Here is a 15,734-nt window from a genome sequence, read left to right as displayed (position 1 = left end):
GAGAAACGGACTTCTTTTTTGTTATCATTTTCTTTACAAATAACTTTTCTATTTCGATATACAACTGCGCTAATTGAATATAAGAATGATAATTACTCGCTTTCTTTATAATGAATGAATATCTCTCCATAAAATTAACAGGTTGTACTTTTAATTTATTCGTATGGATTTGCATTTCATTCAAACTATGAACAGGCTGCTCATTTAGCCAATAGACAACCGATAACAAGTGAGCTGCAAAAAGAATCATTGGACCCTCAGCCTCTTGCTTATTTCTATTTCGAAACAGTATAGCAATGTCTTCATGCTTATTTTTCCATACATTCAACATTGCTGGAATACTGTTTTCAATTTCCTTCCACGGCTCATACTGTCTTTCAATATCAAATATAAAGTAAGTATTTTGTATTATTTCTTCAAAAGACTCGTCTGTATGATACTCAATTGAATTTACGCTTTCTTTAAAAAATGGTAAGCAGTGAAATTCTTTCGGTATTTCTATAACTCGCTCCATCCTTTATTTCACCTTCATTCGCTTCTTTCCTTCACGACATACTTCTAACAATCTGCACTCCTCACATTGAGGTCGTTGTGCTTTACAGTGATAACGTCCAAAGAAAATCATACGATGATGCGTAACTCCCCACTCATCCATCGGTACTTTCTTCATTAACGTTTTTTCTACTTCTAACACAGAGTCTTTCCATCTACAAATCGCTAATCGTTTACTCACTCGCTCCACATGTGTATCAACAGCAATTGCCGGAATTCCAAACGCTACGGAAACTACAACATTCGCTGTTTTTCTTCCTACACCTGGTAATTTCGTAAGTTCATCTCGATCGCTCGGTACTTCCCCATTATAATCATCTAATAACATTCGGCATAATTTTTGAATATTTTTTGCTTTATTTCTATACAATCCGATAGAGCGTATATCTTGTTGTAATTCTTCTAGAGAAACACTTAAATAATCTTCTGGTGTTTTATATTTTTGAAATAAATTTCTTGTCACTTTATTTACAAGTACATCTGTACATTGTGCAGATAACGCCACTGCGATTACAAGTTCAAATGGATTATCATGAATCAATTCACAATGTGCTTCTGGATACATATCCGCCATTGTATCTAAACAATAACGGATTTGCGTTTTGTTAAGCATATTTCTCCTCCTATATTACTGCTCCAACCAATTATAAAAAGGCACTTTTCCAGTAAATTTCGTCTCTTGCTTTGTCATTTGTTGTGTTCTTTGTTGATTCGCTCTAAATTTTTGACCTTGATTTTGAGCCTGATCCACCGTTTTAATTCCATTCTTTTTCCACTCAAATAAAATACGATCAATATATCGGAAATTTAGTTTCCCACTCATTACAGCTTCTCTGAGAGCTGCTTGAATTAAATTTGGATGATGTTGATCTTGGTCCTCCCACATTCCTAACGTTTCACATTCGAACGGTGAAAGTGGTCTTCCAAATTCTTTTTCAAATACTGTATATAAATTTACTTGCAAATGTTTTTTCTCTTTTTGCTCTTCCTCTATTGATTCATCCATTAAGAAATGTAATATTTTTTCCCATAACGGTTGTAAAGAATAACTTTCGCACATCATCGCTCCTGATCTTTGTCCACCTTCTAGTGATAAAAAACCTTTTTGAATCAACGCCTGAATTACTTCCATACATTTCATTTCCGTTATCGTCATCCGTTCAGAAATCTCTGAAGGGGTCGGAAACGAATTACCTGATTCTAAAAATGTGTGTACATGAAGTACAACCATAAATTCCGTCTCATTTAAACCTAATTTTTTATAATGCATCATAAGCAATTTTGGAATTGCAATGCTTCCCTGCTCAAACCACTGTAACATCATTTTCTTTTTCATCACCAAACACCTCGCTCTCTAGTATAACACACCTTTAGCTATTTCTTTTTACCACAATTCGTCAAAAAAACCTCCCCATTATAGGGAGGTTTTTTATATTACATGAATGAAGTATATAATTAAGCTTGCACTTTACTTTTCATAAATGTATGGATGCGTTCTAACGCTTTCTCTACTTGTTCAAGAGATGTCGCATATGATAAACGAACATTATTTGGAGCCCCAAATCCTGTACCTGGTACAAGAGCCACTTTTTCCTCTTCTAATAGAGCTTTTGCCCAATCATCAACTGTTGCATACCCTGATAAAGCTACAGCTTCTTTTACATTAGGGAATAAGTAAAATGCACCTTGTGGTTTAATACAAGTAAAGCCAGGGATTTGAATTAATTTATCATAAATGATGTTTAATCTCTCTTCAAAGGCTTGACGCATTGTTTCCACAGGTTCTTGTGAGCCTGCATATGCCGCAATTGCGCCGTATTGAGCGATTGAAGTAGGGTTTGACGTACTATGACTCGCTAAGTTCGTCATCGCTTTAATAAGCTGCTTATTTCCTGCTGCATATCCAATACGCCATCCTGTCATAGAATGAGATTTAGATACACCATTAATAATAAGTGTTTGTTCTTTTAATGCATTAGAAAGCTGGGCAATTGAAGTATATTCTACGCCACCATAAATTAATTTTTCATAAATTTCATCAGAAACGATTAAAATATCATGTTCTAAACATACTTCTCCAAGCTGTTGTAATTCTTCTTTGCTATAAATCATTCCTGTTGGATTGCTCGGTGAATTAATAATAACTGCTTTCGTTTTCTCTGTAATTGCCTCACGCAGCTGCTTTGCTGTAATTTTGTACTCATTATCTTCTAAACCTTCTACATAAACCGGCTTACCGCCAGCAAGCTTTACTTGCTCTGGATAGCTTACCCAGTAAGGAGTTGGGATGATAACTTCATCTCCCTCATCAAGTAATACTTGGAATAATGTATATAATGCATGCTTTGCACCATTACATACAATAATTTCAGATGGATCATACGCAATACCTTGATCGCGAGTAAATTTCTTCACAATTTCTTGTTTTAATGATTGTAATCCACCCGTTGGTGTATACTTCGTATGTCCTTCTAACATGGCTTTATGTGCAGCATCCATAATATGCTCTGGTGTATTAAAGTCAGGTTCCCCTGCCCCTAATCCAATTACATCATGACCTTCCGCTTTTAATGCTTGTGCCTTTGCTGTAATTTCTAAAGTTGAAGACGGTGTTAAAGCAGCTACTCGCTTTGCTAATTTCATTTGTAGTTCCCCCTACATCTATTTTTCAATGCTATATCGTCTTAAAAATTTTCCATCTTTAAATTCAAGATAGTAATAACTATAACGATTGTCATCATCAATATATGTAACTTCCCATAGTGGTACATCATTTTCAAAGCCTAATTTCACTTTCATAATCTCTTTCGGCTTACTTTTTGATTCTTTACTTTCATTGCCGATTTGTTCTATTGTTCTTTGTATAGCCTCTTTTTCAGAAATACCTTCGCTCTTTTTCCTTACTACAGTATCCCCTTTTTTCTCAGGCACCCAAACGATAAGTTGTTCTCCCTTTTCATCTGTACCTTGCACGACTATATATGCAGATTTTCCGTTGTAATAATCAACAGATTTCACCTTTGTAAGCTTTGCTTTTTCTTTAGCAATTTCTACAAATTTCGACTCTTTTGGAATTTTCTTTCCTATCGCTTTATTATAAACATACGCCCCATATATTCCGCTAGCAACGATAACAATAATGATTGCAAAGATCCACTTTTTCATTGTATCACTACGTTCTGTAAATCGTAAATACAGCTATTTCTTTATCTTTTTCGTCTAATGCTAGTCCGAACATGAGGTCCTGCTCTTTTAACGTACGATTCAAACTATCAACAATTTTATACAAATCTGACGAATATTTAATACGCGTCGTTGATAGTACTTCGATTTTCTTCTCCATGAAAAAACTCCTCCGTTACACAAAAATTTCTAATTATAGAAGAACGCAATGCGGTTACAATAAGAGTACATTCTTTACAACCCCTGCTTCATCACCCATCTATTATAGCAGGACATGTACAGCAAAAAAAGGTTTCAAGTCGAAAACCAATACATTTTGTATACAAGAAGTAAGAAAAATAAAATTCCTCCTACCCACATTTTTTACGCCTGAAGTTTAAATGTACTTCAGGCGTATTTTTCTTCCATTTTTATTCATTTGATGGTTCTTCTAATTGCACTAATAATTCTTCTAATGGTCCTTCATAAAGAGGTACGTTAGGAATCGATTGTAGAAATCGTTTTCCATAGGAAGAACTCGTCAAACGACGATCTAACACTACTACCGTTCCTGTATCTGTATTCGTTCGAATTAAGCGGCCGAATCCTTGTTTGAAACGTAATATTGCTTGTGGGAGCGCTAATTTAGCGAATACATCCTCACCTTGATTTTTTAGCCACTCACCTTTCGCTTCCATCATTGGCTGATGTGGAGGTGTGAATGGAAGACGGACAATAACAAGACAACTCAAGGCATCTCCTGGAATATCTATCCCTTCCCAAAAACTGCTTGTTCCTAACAAAATCGATTTGTCAAACTCCTGAAATTTACGGATCAAGCGACTTCGACTTCTATTATTCACACTTTGTGTAAGTAATACATAGCCTTCTAATTCATCATTATTTTTTAAATTCGCATACGCTTCTTTCAACATTTCATACGAAGTGAATAGAACGAGCATTCTGCCTTTTGTGGCTTTCGCTATCTTTGCAATATGTTCCGATACAGATTTAATATATTGTTCATTACTGACTTGCTTAATAAAAGGTACATCCGTTGAAACCATTAATTTCATTTGTTCATCATAGCGAAATGGCGACGGAACCTTTAAAGTATTTGGAGCAAAATCATGTAAACCAAGTTCCTCTTTTATATAATCAAACGTATCGTTAACTGTTAGTGTTGCGGATGTAAAAATAACACTCTTTTTTTCTGTTAAAAATTCATCAGCAAATCTTTCTCCAATATGAACAGGCTGTGCATATAGAACTGTTGAATGGATCGTCCCTTTCGTTTCAGTCTCCATCCAAGTTACATACGAATTCTTTTCTAATACGAGTAACTGTAATGATTCTGCCATCTTTCTCAGCAACTCAATTAAATGCATAAATTCACCTGTTACAACATGCATCTCCCATTCTAACTTACTTTGCAATATATCCACTTGCTTCTCAAGAGCAGTGACTAACCTTCTTAATTCATATATAAAACGATTTGTTAATTCGACAATACTATCCCATAACTTACCTTTTTCTAATTCTGCGCTATACCTATAGATAAGCGGCATATTATTCGTTCCTTGTTCTTGCTTTGTTTGTTTAAATATAAAAGTACGTAACATTTGGAAGAGTTCATCCGCATCAAACTTAAGTTCCTTCAAACTATAACTTATCATACGGAAAGTTGAACGAGATGCTTGCTCTGATTTTTTCATCATTTTATATACTTTGGAGAGTACATCTTCTGTTTCTAGCGTCCCAAGACGAGATATAACCAATTGAAAATACATACAGGAGAACTGTTCACCCAACGTTCTACTCGCAGCTTCTTCAATATGGTGAGCTTCATCAAAAATAATATGTTCGCATGAAGCAAAGAGGGGTTCTTCACTTGAAAAATCTTGAAATAATAACGCATGATTTGTAATAACGATATCTGCAAATAAAGCTTTATTCTTCGCTCGCTGATAAAAACAACGACTAAACCAATTACTTTGCATACCACCTGGACTATACGCATCACTACAAATACGATTCCAAAGTAACTTTCCGCCCTCAGGAATATTTAATTCGTCTCGATCACCCGTTTCAGTTTGCAATAGCCAAACTAAAATCTTCGCCTTCGTAAGTGCCATATCATAATTTTTTTCTTCCTCTTGCAAAGCATACTCAAATTTATGTAAGCAAAGATAATGCTTTCTTCCTTTTAGAAGAGCTGCCTCAAATGAAAACGGCATTATTTTTTGTAACAACGGAATTTCTTTTTCTAATATTTGTTGTTGGAGTTGTACCGTTTGTGTACTTATAATGACAGGTTCTTCTTTTCTCTTTGCAAAATAAAGACTAGGAAGCAAATAAGCAAGGGTCTTTCCCGTCCCTGTACCGGCTTCAATAAGAGAAAAACGAGAGTCTCTTAACGCCGTATATATCTCTTTCATCATCAGTTGTTGACTTTCTCTTCTTTCAAACTTCGGCATATTTAATTCAAGTTTTTCCATCGTTTTATTCAAGAAAGCATCGAACTTTGATGAACATGTTTCGCCAAGGCTTAAGGAATAGTTCCGCTTTTTTAGTGCAATATTCCGATGCACTTCATACTCCGCTATATCTTCTTTACCATGCATTACTTTCTTTAAAATATTTTCAGAAAGCACATCAGCTATATCACTTTGGAAAACATCACTTAATTCATAAAGCGATTGCAATGTAACAAGTGGTAATTTCTCAATTTCATTTAAAAATTGTAAAAACAACTCTGCTGTCGCAAGAGCATCACTATCTGCACGATGCGGTTGATCATGCTCTAGTTCATGCTTCTTAGCTAAATCACGTAATTTATAACTATCAGCTGTCGGCAAAAGAATTTGTGCCAATTCAACCGTATCAATTTTCGGACAATGTATTTCTGTATATCCAGCTTGTCTTAATTCTTCATTTAAAAAATTCCAATCAAAGTGAACATTGTGTGCCACGAAAGCCGCACCTTGTAATAGCTCAACAATCATCGGGGCTACATCTTGAAATAACGGGGCTTGTTTTACAAGACTTTCATCGATCCCTGTTAATTCTGTAATAAATACGGGAATCTCTCTCTTCGGGTTAACAAAAGATGAAAAAATCTCCAATATCTCTCCATCTTCTACTACAACAGCTGCAATTTGGGTAATTTTATCTTTCCCATCTTTCCAGGAGTTCCCTGTCGTCTCTAAATCAACAACGACATAACGCTTACTCATATATGTAACACCTCAATTTCTTACCTTTCAAACAGCAATAATTCATATAATGTTACTATACCACGTTTTATCTCATCTTAATGAAAAGATGCACAAAAAAGCTATCTCCTAACATAGAGATAGCTTTCCAATTTTATAATATTGTCCCTGCCTTTTCAGCGCCTAACATTTCAATAATTTGATTCTGATCATCTAACACTGCAATTTTCGGTTCTTGTTTATGAACCTCTTCTTCCGTAACTAAACCATAACAAATAATAATTACTTTATCTCCCGGTTGTACAAGTCTTGCAGCCGCACCGTTTAAACAAACAACACCACTACCGCGCTCTCCTTTTATAACGTATGTCTCTAAACGAGCACCATTATTATTATTTACAATTTGAACTTTTTCGTTTTCTACAATATTTACTGCATCCATTAAGTCTTCATCAATTGTAATGCTACCTACATAATTTAAATTTGCCTCCGTTACAGTTGCACGATGTAACTTTGCTCTCATCATTGTGCGAAACATAGATGCTCCCCCTTATTTAACCGTTAATGTTATATTGTCAATTAACCTTACATTTTCAAACTTAACTGCAATAGCTAAAATAATTCGTCCTTCGATTTTCTCTACCATTGTTAATGACGGATATGCATATAAATCCGCATAATCTACAGTACCTTTCGTATATGTCTCAATATACTCTCTCACAAGATTTGTAATCATTTCCGAATTACGTTCGCCTGCCTCAATTCTTTCTTTCGCTGTACATAGACTGCGGTATAAATGAAGAGCCTCTACACGTTCATCTTGTGATAGGTACACGTTACGAGAACTTTTCGCTAATCCATCTTCTTCCCTTACAATATCAACTGGTACGATTGTAACTGGAATATTGAAATCAGTTACAAACCCTTCAATTACCGCAACTTGTTGCGCATCTTTCATACCGAAATAAGCACGCGTTGGCAGCGTAATATTAAATAGTTTCATTAGTACAGTCGCAACACCAGCAAAATGACCAGGTCTTTGTTTGCCGCATAATACGTCCGTGCGCTTCACAACTTCTACTGTTGTCGTTTGTTCTGCCGGATACATTTCTTCTACACTTGGATAAAATAAATAATCCACACCGTTTTCTTTTGCCACATTTTCATCTCTATCAATATCACGAGGATATCGATCTAAATCTTCATTCGGGCCAAATTGTAGTGGGTTTACAAATACGCTTAAAGCTACAATTTCATTTTCTTCTCTTGCCTTACGTAATAAAGTAGCATGCCCTTCATGTAAATAACCCATTGTTGGAACAAAACCAATACTCCTTCCACTTGCACGAAGTTCGCTCGTAATTTGCTGCATCTCTTGCACTGTAGTTATGATTTTCATTATTGTTTTCCCCCATATAACGCTAAGCGGTCTTCTTCTTTCATTGTGAACGAATGTTTTTCTTCAGGAAATTGCCTTGTCTTTACCTCAGCAACATACTGAGAAATCCCGCGTACAATCTCCTCTTGAACAGACGTATACTGCTTCACAAATTTCGGGACGCGATTTACGCCATATGAGATAAGATCATGATAAACAAGCACTTGCCCATCTACTTTTTGTCCTGCACCAATCCCGATTATTGGAATTGTTAGTTGCTCTGAAATAAGTTCTGCTAACTGCATTGGTACACATTCTAACACAAGCGCTATTGCACCAGCTTCTTCACATTTCTTTGCATCTTCTATTAATTTTTTTGCACTCTCCGCATCTTTTCCTTGCACTTTATATCCACCCAACACTCCTACAGATTGAGGGGTTAAACCTAAATGCGCTACAACAGGAATTCCCGCGTTCGTCAAATATTGAATCGTTGATATAACTTCTCCCGCACCTTCTACCTTCAATGCGTGTGCCCCGCTCTCTTGAACGATGCGGCGTGCATTCACCATCGTTTCTTGTAATGATACGTGATACGACATAAATGGCATATCAGTTACAATAAACGTCTTTTTCGCTCCGCGGCGTACAGCTTTCGTATGATGAATCATATCCTCTACTGTTACAGGTACTGTTGAATCGTATCCGAGAACAACCATCCCAAGAGAATCTCCAACCAGAATCATATCAACTTCAGCTTCTTCTGCTAACTTAGCAGATGGATAATCATACGCCGTTAGCATTGTAATCGGCTCACCTTGCTCTTTCATCTTCAAAAAATCTGTTTTTGTTTTCAAAAACTACTCCTCCTTTATGCAGGAGAGAGGAGATGGCCGAAATCATATAAAAAAACCCCTCTGGCCATAAAAGGGCAGAAGGGTTGTGTGTTAGTCGGCATTATTCATCCCTCTGTCCCAGTCCGTTATTGGATCAAGGCAGAATCCAAGTTATTATTTTTCATACTGCTTCGAATCATGGTGCAGTTCACTCTGATACTGCCCACATTCGAACTAATTATAGCAAACTACAAAAAGAAATTACTACATTTTTTTGAAAAAATAATTTTTCACTTTCATTTCGGTATGTGAAATTTAACTTTAAAATGTATATGCTATAAATTTTTTATAAATAACTCAATCATAGAAAAATAAGTAGTTTTGTTTACATGTATAGTATAACTCTTAAACTAATGATGCAGGTTAATTGAAGAAAAGTACTTAGCAAAGGAGAATTGCAGATGTCGATGAACAAGTGGTTATTTCGGTTCAGCAGTTTGCTTGTCATGATTGTATGGTGGATGTCTTTAGGATCCTTCCATGTATTTGCATCAGTTAATGTCGTAACACAACCTACCGATTTAACGAAAGTGATTGAGGTTGAACTAAATGATGATTACTTTAATCCAAATGTCATCACGATTCCAATTGAAGAATCAACAACATTACTATTGAAAAATAAAGGTAAAAACGAGCACACCTTTACAGTGAAGAAACTCGGTATTGACGTCGTAGTCGAGTCAGGAACAGAAAAAAGTATTACCGTGAAACCTAACAATACTGGTACATATGAATTAATCTGTCGGTACCATCTCCTTAAAGGAATGGAAGGAAAAGTAATCGTCAAATAACATGCAAGGCCAGCTAGACGGACAATATTTTGAAATGACCTTTAAATATGAAAAGAATTTATTATCATGTTACCAATCCAACTCAAAAATATTGAAATAAAAAGAAGTTCCAAAAGAGGAACTTCTTTTACTTAATTTCGATATCCGCAGAATGAATATGATGTACTTTTCCTTCATGATCCTCCAGAAGCAATACACCATCCTCTGTAATTCCTTTTGCTAACCCCGTAATTGCCTCTCTCATCGTTCGAGCGGTAATTTCTTTCCCGATACTCACAGCGTAACTTTCCCAAAGAATTTTAATGACAGAGAAACCATTTTGTAAATACTCTTCATATAATTTTTCTAGTTGTAAATAGATTTGTTGCATAAGTTCTGCACGAACAATCGGCTTACCTGATTCAATCGCTAATGAAGTAGCAATGTGCTGAATTTCTTCGTCAAAATGCTCTTGCTTTTGATTTGCATTAATACCGATTCCCATAATGACAGCATTAATTTTATCAGGATCCGCTTGCATTTCTGTTAATATACCTACAGCCTTTTTGCCTTGGATTAAAATATCATTCGGCCATTTTATTCCTACGTTTACACCTGTACATTTTTCAATTGCCTGTGCAACACTGACAGCCGCTAACAAAGTAAGTTGTGGTGCATGATGAACCGGGATCGATGGACGTAAAATAATACTCATCCAAATTCCTGTTCCCTTTGGTGAATGCCATTTTCTGCTTAAACGACCTCTTCCCGCTGTTTGTTCTTCTGCTACAACGATAGTTCCTTCTTCTGCACCTTCATAAGCAAGTTTTGCTGCAATGTGCTGCGTTGATTCAACAGTTTCTTCAAAATACACTGTCCTACCAATTCGCTTCGTTTGTAGCCCTAACTGAATTTCATTCCCAGTCACTTTGTCTGGCTTACTTGCAATTCGGTAACCTAATCGACGCACAGCTTCAAGTTCATATCCCTCATTTCGGAGATCCTCCATATGTTTCCACACAGCGGTTCTTGAACAACCAAGTTTATCACTAATCGTTTGGCCAGATACAAACTCACCATCCGCTTCAGAAAAAACTTGCAACAACTGCTTTCTTATAGTAGATTGCATCCTTGCAGCCACTCCCTTATACGCTCTTTCTCATTAACTACATTTCCTTGTACGATTGCTTCCTCGATTTTCTGAAGCATTTCAGCAACCCACGGACCAGGCTTTTTGTTTGCCCAGTTTAATAGATCATTCCCAGTCACATTCATTTCTTGACGACCCTTGATTGGCAATGCATGAAACATTGATTGTACTCGTTTAACAGCTGTAGGGTCATAGCTTTCAATCATCGCCTCATATACTCTTTCTGCCATTTCAGCGATTTGAATTCCCGTTTTATAAAGAAGGACTGTATCCCAATCCTTCTCCTTTCTAGTACGGATTGTCAATAAAACTGCAACAATATCTTTTATTTTTTTATTCGAAAACTTCCATTGACGTAAAAAGACAGATGGATGTTCTTCTCCGATACAATATAAGAAAAATGCCCACGCCTCAATATCCGTTTCAAAAGAATCCCATTTATACTGCGTAGCTTTTAACAGTCTCTCTTCTGACATTTGTAAATATGGCAAATGAGAAAATAACCTCGTCTCTACTAATTCTTTGAGACCTTTCACACAATATGTACCAGTTAACAGTTTCTCAAACTCTACTGTAATGCGCTCAATTGCTATATGTTCCAGCAAATGCCCATACGTTTCAATCGCTTGCTTCGTTTTCGTTTCTAAAGAAAAACCTAACGTGCTTACAAAACGAATACCGCGCATCATTCGCAGGGCATCTTCTTGAAAACGATCTGCAGCATTTCCAACTGTCACAATTTCTCTCTGTTGAATGGCTTCCTGCCCAGCAAATAAATCAACCATTTCGCCTTCTTCTGTCATAGCAATCGCATTCATCGTAAAATCACGACGTTTTAAATCCTCTTCTAATGAACGAACAAATTGAACACTACTAGGTCTTCGAAAATCTTCATATTCGCTTTCTGTTCGAAAAGTGGTTACCTCATAAGGCTCACCATTTTCTACAACAATTACAGTTCCATGCTCAAGACCAACAGGAACATGCCTTGGGAATATAGCCATCACTTCTTCTGGCAAAGCAGATGTCGCAATATCAATATCTCCAATCGGCCGATCGATAATAAGATCTCGTACGCTCCCACCAACAAAGTAAGCCTCATGTCCTTGTTGCTTTAATGTCTCAATAATAGAACTAGCTTTTTTAAATCTTTTCATTTTTGTCATCCCTTAGTACGTCATAGTAAATTGCTTCATATTGTGAAACGATTTTTTCTGAGCGGAACTGCTCATAAACACTTTCTCTTGCTCGTTCTCCCATATTACGGTGAAGTTCCTCATCCTTTAATAGCTGAATGGCTTGATTTGCCACTCCTGTTGTATCGCCAACTTCACATAAATATCCTGTTTCACCATGTTGAATAACCTCTGGAATACCTCCAACCCGTGTTCCGATACAAGGTACACCACACGCCATTGCTTCTAATAAAACAAGACCAAAACTTTCCTTCTCTGATAAAAGCAACATTAAATCACTCATCGCAAGTAGTTCTGCAACATTATCTTGCTTCCCTAGGAATAAAACGCGATCTTCAATATGTAAATTCTTCACTATCTGTAAAATCGTACAGAATTCTGGTCCGTCTCCAACAAGAAGCAACTTCGCATCTACTTCTTTAACAATTTTAGCAAATGCCTGAACAACATCCTGCACACGTTTCACTTTACGGAAATTCGAAATATGAATAAGTACTTTTTCACTCTCACTTATACCGTATTCTTTCTTTAATTGAGACATATTACGCTTGAAATATACACGTTCGTCTATAAAGTTATATACCGTTTGAATTTCTTTACTTGGTTTTACAAGCTCATGCGTTTCGTCAATTAATGAATGCGAGACAGCAGTAACAACATCAGACTGCTCAATACCAAAACGAATTAAATTATTTAGCGAAGGATCGGAACCTAACACAGTAATATCTGTTCCATGCAAGGTTGTAACAATTTTAATACGCTCCCCAATCATTTGTTTTGCTAAATAAGCACAAATTGCATGTGGTATGGCGTAATGCACATGTAAAATATCAAGGTTTTCTCTTTGGGCAACCTCCGCCATTTTACTCGCTAACGCTAAATCGTATGGTGGATATTGAAATACAGAGTATTGATTCACCGTCACTTCATGAAAATAAATGTTTGGATACACTTTATTTAATCGAAATGGTAAACCCGATGTAATAAAATGAATTTCATGCCCTCGTTCCGCCAATTGCTTTCCTAATTCTGTTCCAACAACTCCAGAACCACCTACAGAAGGGTAACATGTAATACCTATTTTTAATTTCATTTACATCCCCCTATTAAATCAGCATGTAATAAAACCGGTTTCTTGCTCATAAATCCTTCGGCATACAAGACTCCAACTTCTTTCCCAAACATCTTCTCACGAGCGACCACAGTTTCAACGTACCCTTCTGTTAACGGCGTCTTAACACCATCACTCCCTGTTGAAAACTGACTTTCATACGCTTCTAATGCTTCCACTTTTATAGAAAGGTACTCACTAATATCTATACAAAAATTCGGTTTATGAAAACCATTAATCATATAATTATAAAAAGATTCCACACGATGTGGCGGAAGTTCTGGCATAAATTTACGGATTCCTGCTGAAAAAATAGCCTCTTCCACAAGCTTTGCACAATTTGCATGATCTGGATGGCGATCTTCATAATATGGTGCAAAAACTAGTTTTGGTTTATATGTACGAATCACCTTTACAATTTCACGTATATACTCTTCTTTCATATACAAACCACGGTCTGGCATCGCTAAATTCAGTCTCGTTTTTACTCCCATTATACGAGCTGCAGCCTCTGCTTCTTCTTTTCTCAACTCTATCGTTCCATTGGAAGAAAGATCAGCTTCTGTTAAATCACAAATACCTACTTCATACCCTTGCTTCGTATATTTAGCAATGGTACCAGCCATGCCGATTTCAACATCATCGGCATGAGCACCAAACGCTAATATATGTAATCCACTCATAATTGTTCCCCTCATTTTCTTAACTTGCGATAATCTAAGTCTCCTCGCTCTAATGCGTGCATTAACATTTCAGCACTTGCCATATTCGTTGCAAGTGGAATCGCATATACATCACATAAACGAAGCAATGCATTCACATCCGGTTCATGCGGCTGTGCTGTTAATGGATCGCGGAAGAAAATCACCATATCTAAATCGTTTTTTGCAATCATTGCACCAATTTCTTGATCTCCACCAAGAGGGCCCGATTGATATCTTGTTACAACTAAGCCAGTCGCTTCCATAATACGAAGCCCTGTCGTTCCTGTTGCAAATAATTCATGTTGTTCAAAAATTGGTTTATATGCGTATGCAAACGAAACCATATCATCTTTCTTTTTGTCATGTGCGATTAAGGCAATTTTCATCCGTTGTCTCCCCTTTAGTCGATAATATTTTCTAAACCGTACACAAGATGATCCAGGTTCATTACTGTCTCAATTGATAGTTTTACACCTGACATAAATGATGCACGATTGAATGAATCATGACGAACTGTTAACATTTGTCCATCTCCACCAAACATTACTTCTTGGTGTGCAATAAGCCCTGGCAAACGTACACTATGAATGTGAATACCATCTACATTTGCACCACGTGCACCTGCTAGTTGCTCTACTTCATTCGGATGACCTTGCTGCTTTGATTCACGATTTTGACGAATTAATTCTACCGTTTTTACAGCTGTACCAGATGGCGCATCTAATTTTTGATCATGATGCAATTCAATTACTTCAACATCTTGGAAATATTTCGCTGCCATTTGTGAGAATTTCATCATAAGAACTGCACCAATTGCAAAGTTTGGAGCGATAATTGTTCCTACTTCTTTTTCTTTTGCATTCTCTGTTAAACGTTTCAATTCTTCTTCTGTAAATCCAGTTGTACCAATAACAGAACGAAGTCCACGCTCAACTGCAAGTGTAACGTGTTGTTTCCCTACTTCTGGTGTTGTTAAATCTAACAACACATCTGCTTCTACTTCATCTAAACAAGTATGTAAATCAGCGTAAATCGGCGTATGTAACGCTGGCATGCCAGGTAAATCAGAAATCTTCTCTCCACCATGCTTATAATCTACTGCTGCTACTAAATTAAAATGTTCCGTTCTTTCCATAAGAAGGACTGCTTCATGCCCCATACGTCCTCTTGGTCCAGCGATAATTACTTTAATTTCTTTCATTATTCTTTCTCTCCCTCATCAATACGTGTCCAGCGATCTTTATCACGTGTATTAAATTTATTCATTACAATGTTATGTGCTGTCTCTAAATCAATATTTAAACTATTTGCCATACAAATCATAACAAATAATACATCTCCAAGCTCTTCTTCAATACTATTTTCTTTTTCAGTCGTTTTCTTCGGTTTCTCACCATAATAATGATTTACCTCTCTTGCAAGCTCCCCCATTTCTTCCGTTAAACGAGCCATCATTGCAAGCGGACTGAAATAACCTTCTTTAAACTGACCAATATATGCATCTACTTCTTTCTGCATATCTTTCATCGTTTTTGCTTCCATACTATTCACCTCTAATCCTTCCTCTTTCATGTTAGCCAATTCATCGCGATTTGACAAA

Annotated in this window: 18 protein-coding genes; 1 reads left to right on the top strand and 17 read right to left on the bottom strand. The window is 36.5% G+C overall.

The window, feature by feature from the left end:
* From COK05_RS22865 to panB, 10 genes are all read right to left on the bottom strand, one after another.
* Positions 1-514, bottom strand: a 514-nt coding sequence (locus COK05_RS22865; RefSeq protein ID WP_141539225.1) for a YpoC family protein, incomplete at its 3' end; no start/stop codon positions are given.
* A gap of 3 nt (positions 515-517) precedes the next feature.
* On the bottom strand, positions 518-1,165 hold the full coding sequence (nth, locus tag COK05_RS22860) for an endonuclease III (RefSeq protein ID WP_098614381.1): 648 nt from the start codon (positions 1,163-1,165) through the stop codon (positions 518-520).
* A 15-nt stretch (positions 1,166-1,180) separates the two neighbouring features.
* A complete protein-coding gene (dnaD, locus tag COK05_RS22855) occupies positions 1,181-1,888 on the bottom strand; it encodes a DNA replication protein DnaD (protein WP_098614380.1) in 708 nt (235 codons plus the stop codon).
* A gap of 119 nt (positions 1,889-2,007) precedes the next feature.
* Positions 2,008-3,195 (bottom strand): aspartate transaminase AspB, encoded by a 1,188-nt coding sequence (gene aspB, locus COK05_RS22850; RefSeq protein WP_000761571.1) that lies wholly within the window; start codon positions 3,193-3,195, stop codon positions 2,008-2,010.
* 18 nt (positions 3,196-3,213) lie between these two features.
* A complete protein-coding gene (locus tag COK05_RS22845) occupies positions 3,214-3,717 on the bottom strand; it encodes a cell wall elongation regulator TseB-like domain-containing protein (protein ID WP_098614379.1) in 504 nt (167 codons plus the stop codon).
* A 7-nt stretch (positions 3,718-3,724) separates the two neighbouring features.
* Positions 3,725-3,895: a YpmA family protein gene (locus COK05_RS22840; RefSeq protein WP_006924381.1), complete on the bottom strand. Its 171-nt coding sequence runs from the start codon at positions 3,893-3,895 to the stop codon at positions 3,725-3,727.
* A 250-nt stretch (positions 3,896-4,145) separates the two neighbouring features.
* Positions 4,146-6,950 (bottom strand): ATP-dependent DNA helicase DinG, encoded by a 2,805-nt coding sequence (dinG, locus tag COK05_RS22835; RefSeq protein ID WP_098614378.1) that lies wholly within the window; start codon positions 6,948-6,950, stop codon positions 4,146-4,148.
* A gap of 133 nt (positions 6,951-7,083) precedes the next feature.
* A complete protein-coding gene (gene panD / locus COK05_RS22830; RefSeq protein WP_000490187.1) occupies positions 7,084-7,467 on the bottom strand; it encodes an aspartate 1-decarboxylase in 384 nt (127 codons plus the stop codon).
* A gap of 12 nt (positions 7,468-7,479) precedes the next feature.
* The gene (gene panC / locus COK05_RS22825; RefSeq protein WP_098614377.1) at positions 7,480-8,328 is read right to left on the bottom strand and encodes a pantoate--beta-alanine ligase; all 849 of its coding nucleotides are present in this window, start codon (positions 8,326-8,328) and stop codon (positions 7,480-7,482) included.
* A complete protein-coding gene (panB, locus tag COK05_RS22820; RefSeq protein WP_098614376.1) occupies positions 8,328-9,164 on the bottom strand; it encodes a 3-methyl-2-oxobutanoate hydroxymethyltransferase in 837 nt (278 codons plus the stop codon). Before panB ends, panC begins: the two co-directional genes overlap by 1 nt.
* A 440-nt stretch (positions 9,165-9,604) precedes the next feature.
* On the opposite strand from panB, the gene COK05_RS22810 reads away from it, so the two are divergent.
* Entirely contained in the window at positions 9,605-9,994 is a 390-nt protein-coding gene (locus COK05_RS22810; RefSeq protein ID WP_098614374.1) for a cupredoxin domain-containing protein, read from the top strand.
* 127 nt (positions 9,995-10,121) lie between these two features.
* Here COK05_RS22810 and COK05_RS22805 read toward each other — a convergent pair whose 3' ends face one another.
* From COK05_RS22805 to COK05_RS22775, 7 genes are read right to left on the bottom strand one after another with little or no spacing between them, the layout of a single operon-like run.
* Complete coding sequence (locus tag COK05_RS22805) at positions 10,122-11,102, bottom strand: biotin--[acetyl-CoA-carboxylase] ligase (RefSeq protein ID WP_098614373.1); 981 nt, start codon at positions 11,100-11,102, stop codon at positions 10,122-10,124.
* A complete protein-coding gene (locus COK05_RS22800) occupies positions 11,087-12,280 on the bottom strand; it encodes a CCA tRNA nucleotidyltransferase (protein WP_098614372.1) in 1,194 nt (397 codons plus the stop codon). The genes COK05_RS22805 and COK05_RS22800 overlap by 16 nt, the downstream gene beginning before the upstream one ends.
* Positions 12,267-13,412, bottom strand: a complete 1,146-nt coding sequence (gene bshA, locus COK05_RS22795) for an N-acetyl-alpha-D-glucosaminyl L-malate synthase BshA (protein WP_098614371.1) — start codon at positions 13,410-13,412, stop codon at positions 12,267-12,269. The genes COK05_RS22800 and bshA overlap by 14 nt, the downstream gene beginning before the upstream one ends.
* Complete coding sequence (bshB1, locus tag COK05_RS22790; protein WP_098614370.1) at positions 13,409-14,113, bottom strand: bacillithiol biosynthesis deacetylase BshB1; 705 nt, start codon at positions 14,111-14,113, stop codon at positions 13,409-13,411. Before bshB1 ends, bshA begins: the two co-directional genes overlap by 4 nt.
* 11 nt (positions 14,114-14,124) lie before the next feature.
* Positions 14,125-14,520 (bottom strand): methylglyoxal synthase, encoded by a 396-nt coding sequence (mgsA, locus tag COK05_RS22785; RefSeq protein ID WP_000684755.1) that lies wholly within the window; start codon positions 14,518-14,520, stop codon positions 14,125-14,127.
* A 14-nt stretch (positions 14,521-14,534) separates the two neighbouring features.
* On the bottom strand, positions 14,535-15,335 hold the full coding sequence (gene dapB / locus COK05_RS22780) for a dihydrodipicolinate reductase (RefSeq protein ID WP_098614369.1): 801 nt from the start codon (positions 15,333-15,335) through the stop codon (positions 14,535-14,537).
* Complete coding sequence (locus COK05_RS22775; protein ID WP_014894810.1) at positions 15,335-15,676, bottom strand: nucleotide pyrophosphohydrolase; 342 nt, start codon at positions 15,674-15,676, stop codon at positions 15,335-15,337. The genes dapB and COK05_RS22775 overlap by 1 nt, the downstream gene beginning before the upstream one ends.
* Positions 15,677-15,734: the final 58 nt, after the last annotated feature.

Origin of the sequence: Bacillus cereus (assembly GCF_002567495.1) — a bacterium.
In the GTDB taxonomy this organism is placed as follows: Bacteria; Bacillota; Bacilli; order Bacillales; family Bacillaceae_G; genus Bacillus_A; species Bacillus_A cereus_AQ.
This window is presented reverse-complemented; position numbering and strand designations above follow the sequence as displayed.

What these genes read in the sequence shown, in the direction of transcription:
- nth (WP_098614381.1), bottom strand. Translation starts at nt 1,165, where the DNA reads ATGCTTAACAAAACGCAAATCCGTTATTGTTTAGATACAATGGCGGAT.
- dnaD (WP_098614380.1), bottom strand. Translation starts at nt 1,888, where the DNA reads ATGAAAAAGAAAATGATGTTACAGTGGTTTGAGCAGGGAAGCATTGCA.
- aspB (WP_000761571.1), bottom strand. Translation starts at nt 3,195, where the DNA reads ATGAAATTAGCAAAGCGAGTAGCTGCTTTAACACCGTCTTCAACTTTA.
- COK05_RS22845 (WP_098614379.1), bottom strand. Translation starts at nt 3,717, where the DNA reads ATGAAAAAGTGGATCTTTGCAATCATTATTGTTATCGTTGCTAGCGGA.
- COK05_RS22840 (WP_006924381.1), bottom strand. Translation starts at nt 3,895, where the DNA reads ATGGAGAAGAAAATCGAAGTACTATCAACGACGCGTATTAAATATTCG.
- dinG (WP_098614378.1), bottom strand. Translation starts at nt 6,950, where the DNA reads ATGAGTAAGCGTTATGTCGTTGTTGATTTAGAGACGACAGGGAACTCC.
- panD (WP_000490187.1), bottom strand. Translation starts at nt 7,467, where the DNA reads ATGTTTCGCACAATGATGAGAGCAAAGTTACATCGTGCAACTGTAACG.
- panC (WP_098614377.1), bottom strand. Translation starts at nt 8,328, where the DNA reads ATGAAAATCATAACTACAGTGCAAGAGATGCAGCAAATTACGAGCGAA.
- COK05_RS22810 (WP_098614374.1), top strand. Translation starts at nt 9,605, where the DNA reads ATGTCGATGAACAAGTGGTTATTTCGGTTCAGCAGTTTGCTTGTCATG.
- COK05_RS22805 (WP_098614373.1), bottom strand. Translation starts at nt 11,102, where the DNA reads ATGCAATCTACTATAAGAAAGCAGTTGTTGCAAGTTTTTTCTGAAGCG.
- COK05_RS22800 (WP_098614372.1), bottom strand. Translation starts at nt 12,280, where the DNA reads ATGAAAAGATTTAAAAAAGCTAGTTCTATTATTGAGACATTAAAGCAA.
- bshA (WP_098614371.1), bottom strand. Translation starts at nt 13,412, where the DNA reads ATGAAATTAAAAATAGGTATTACATGTTACCCTTCTGTAGGTGGTTCT.
- bshB1 (WP_098614370.1), bottom strand. Translation starts at nt 14,113, where the DNA reads ATGAGTGGATTACATATATTAGCGTTTGGTGCTCATGCCGATGATGTT.
- mgsA (WP_000684755.1), bottom strand. Translation starts at nt 14,520, where the DNA reads ATGAAAATTGCCTTAATCGCACATGACAAAAAGAAAGATGATATGGTT.
- dapB (WP_098614369.1), bottom strand. Translation starts at nt 15,335, where the DNA reads ATGAAAGAAATTAAAGTAATTATCGCTGGACCAAGAGGACGTATGGGG.
- COK05_RS22775 (WP_014894810.1), bottom strand. Translation starts at nt 15,676, where the DNA reads ATGGAAGCAAAAACGATGAAAGATATGCAGAAAGAAGTAGATGCATAT.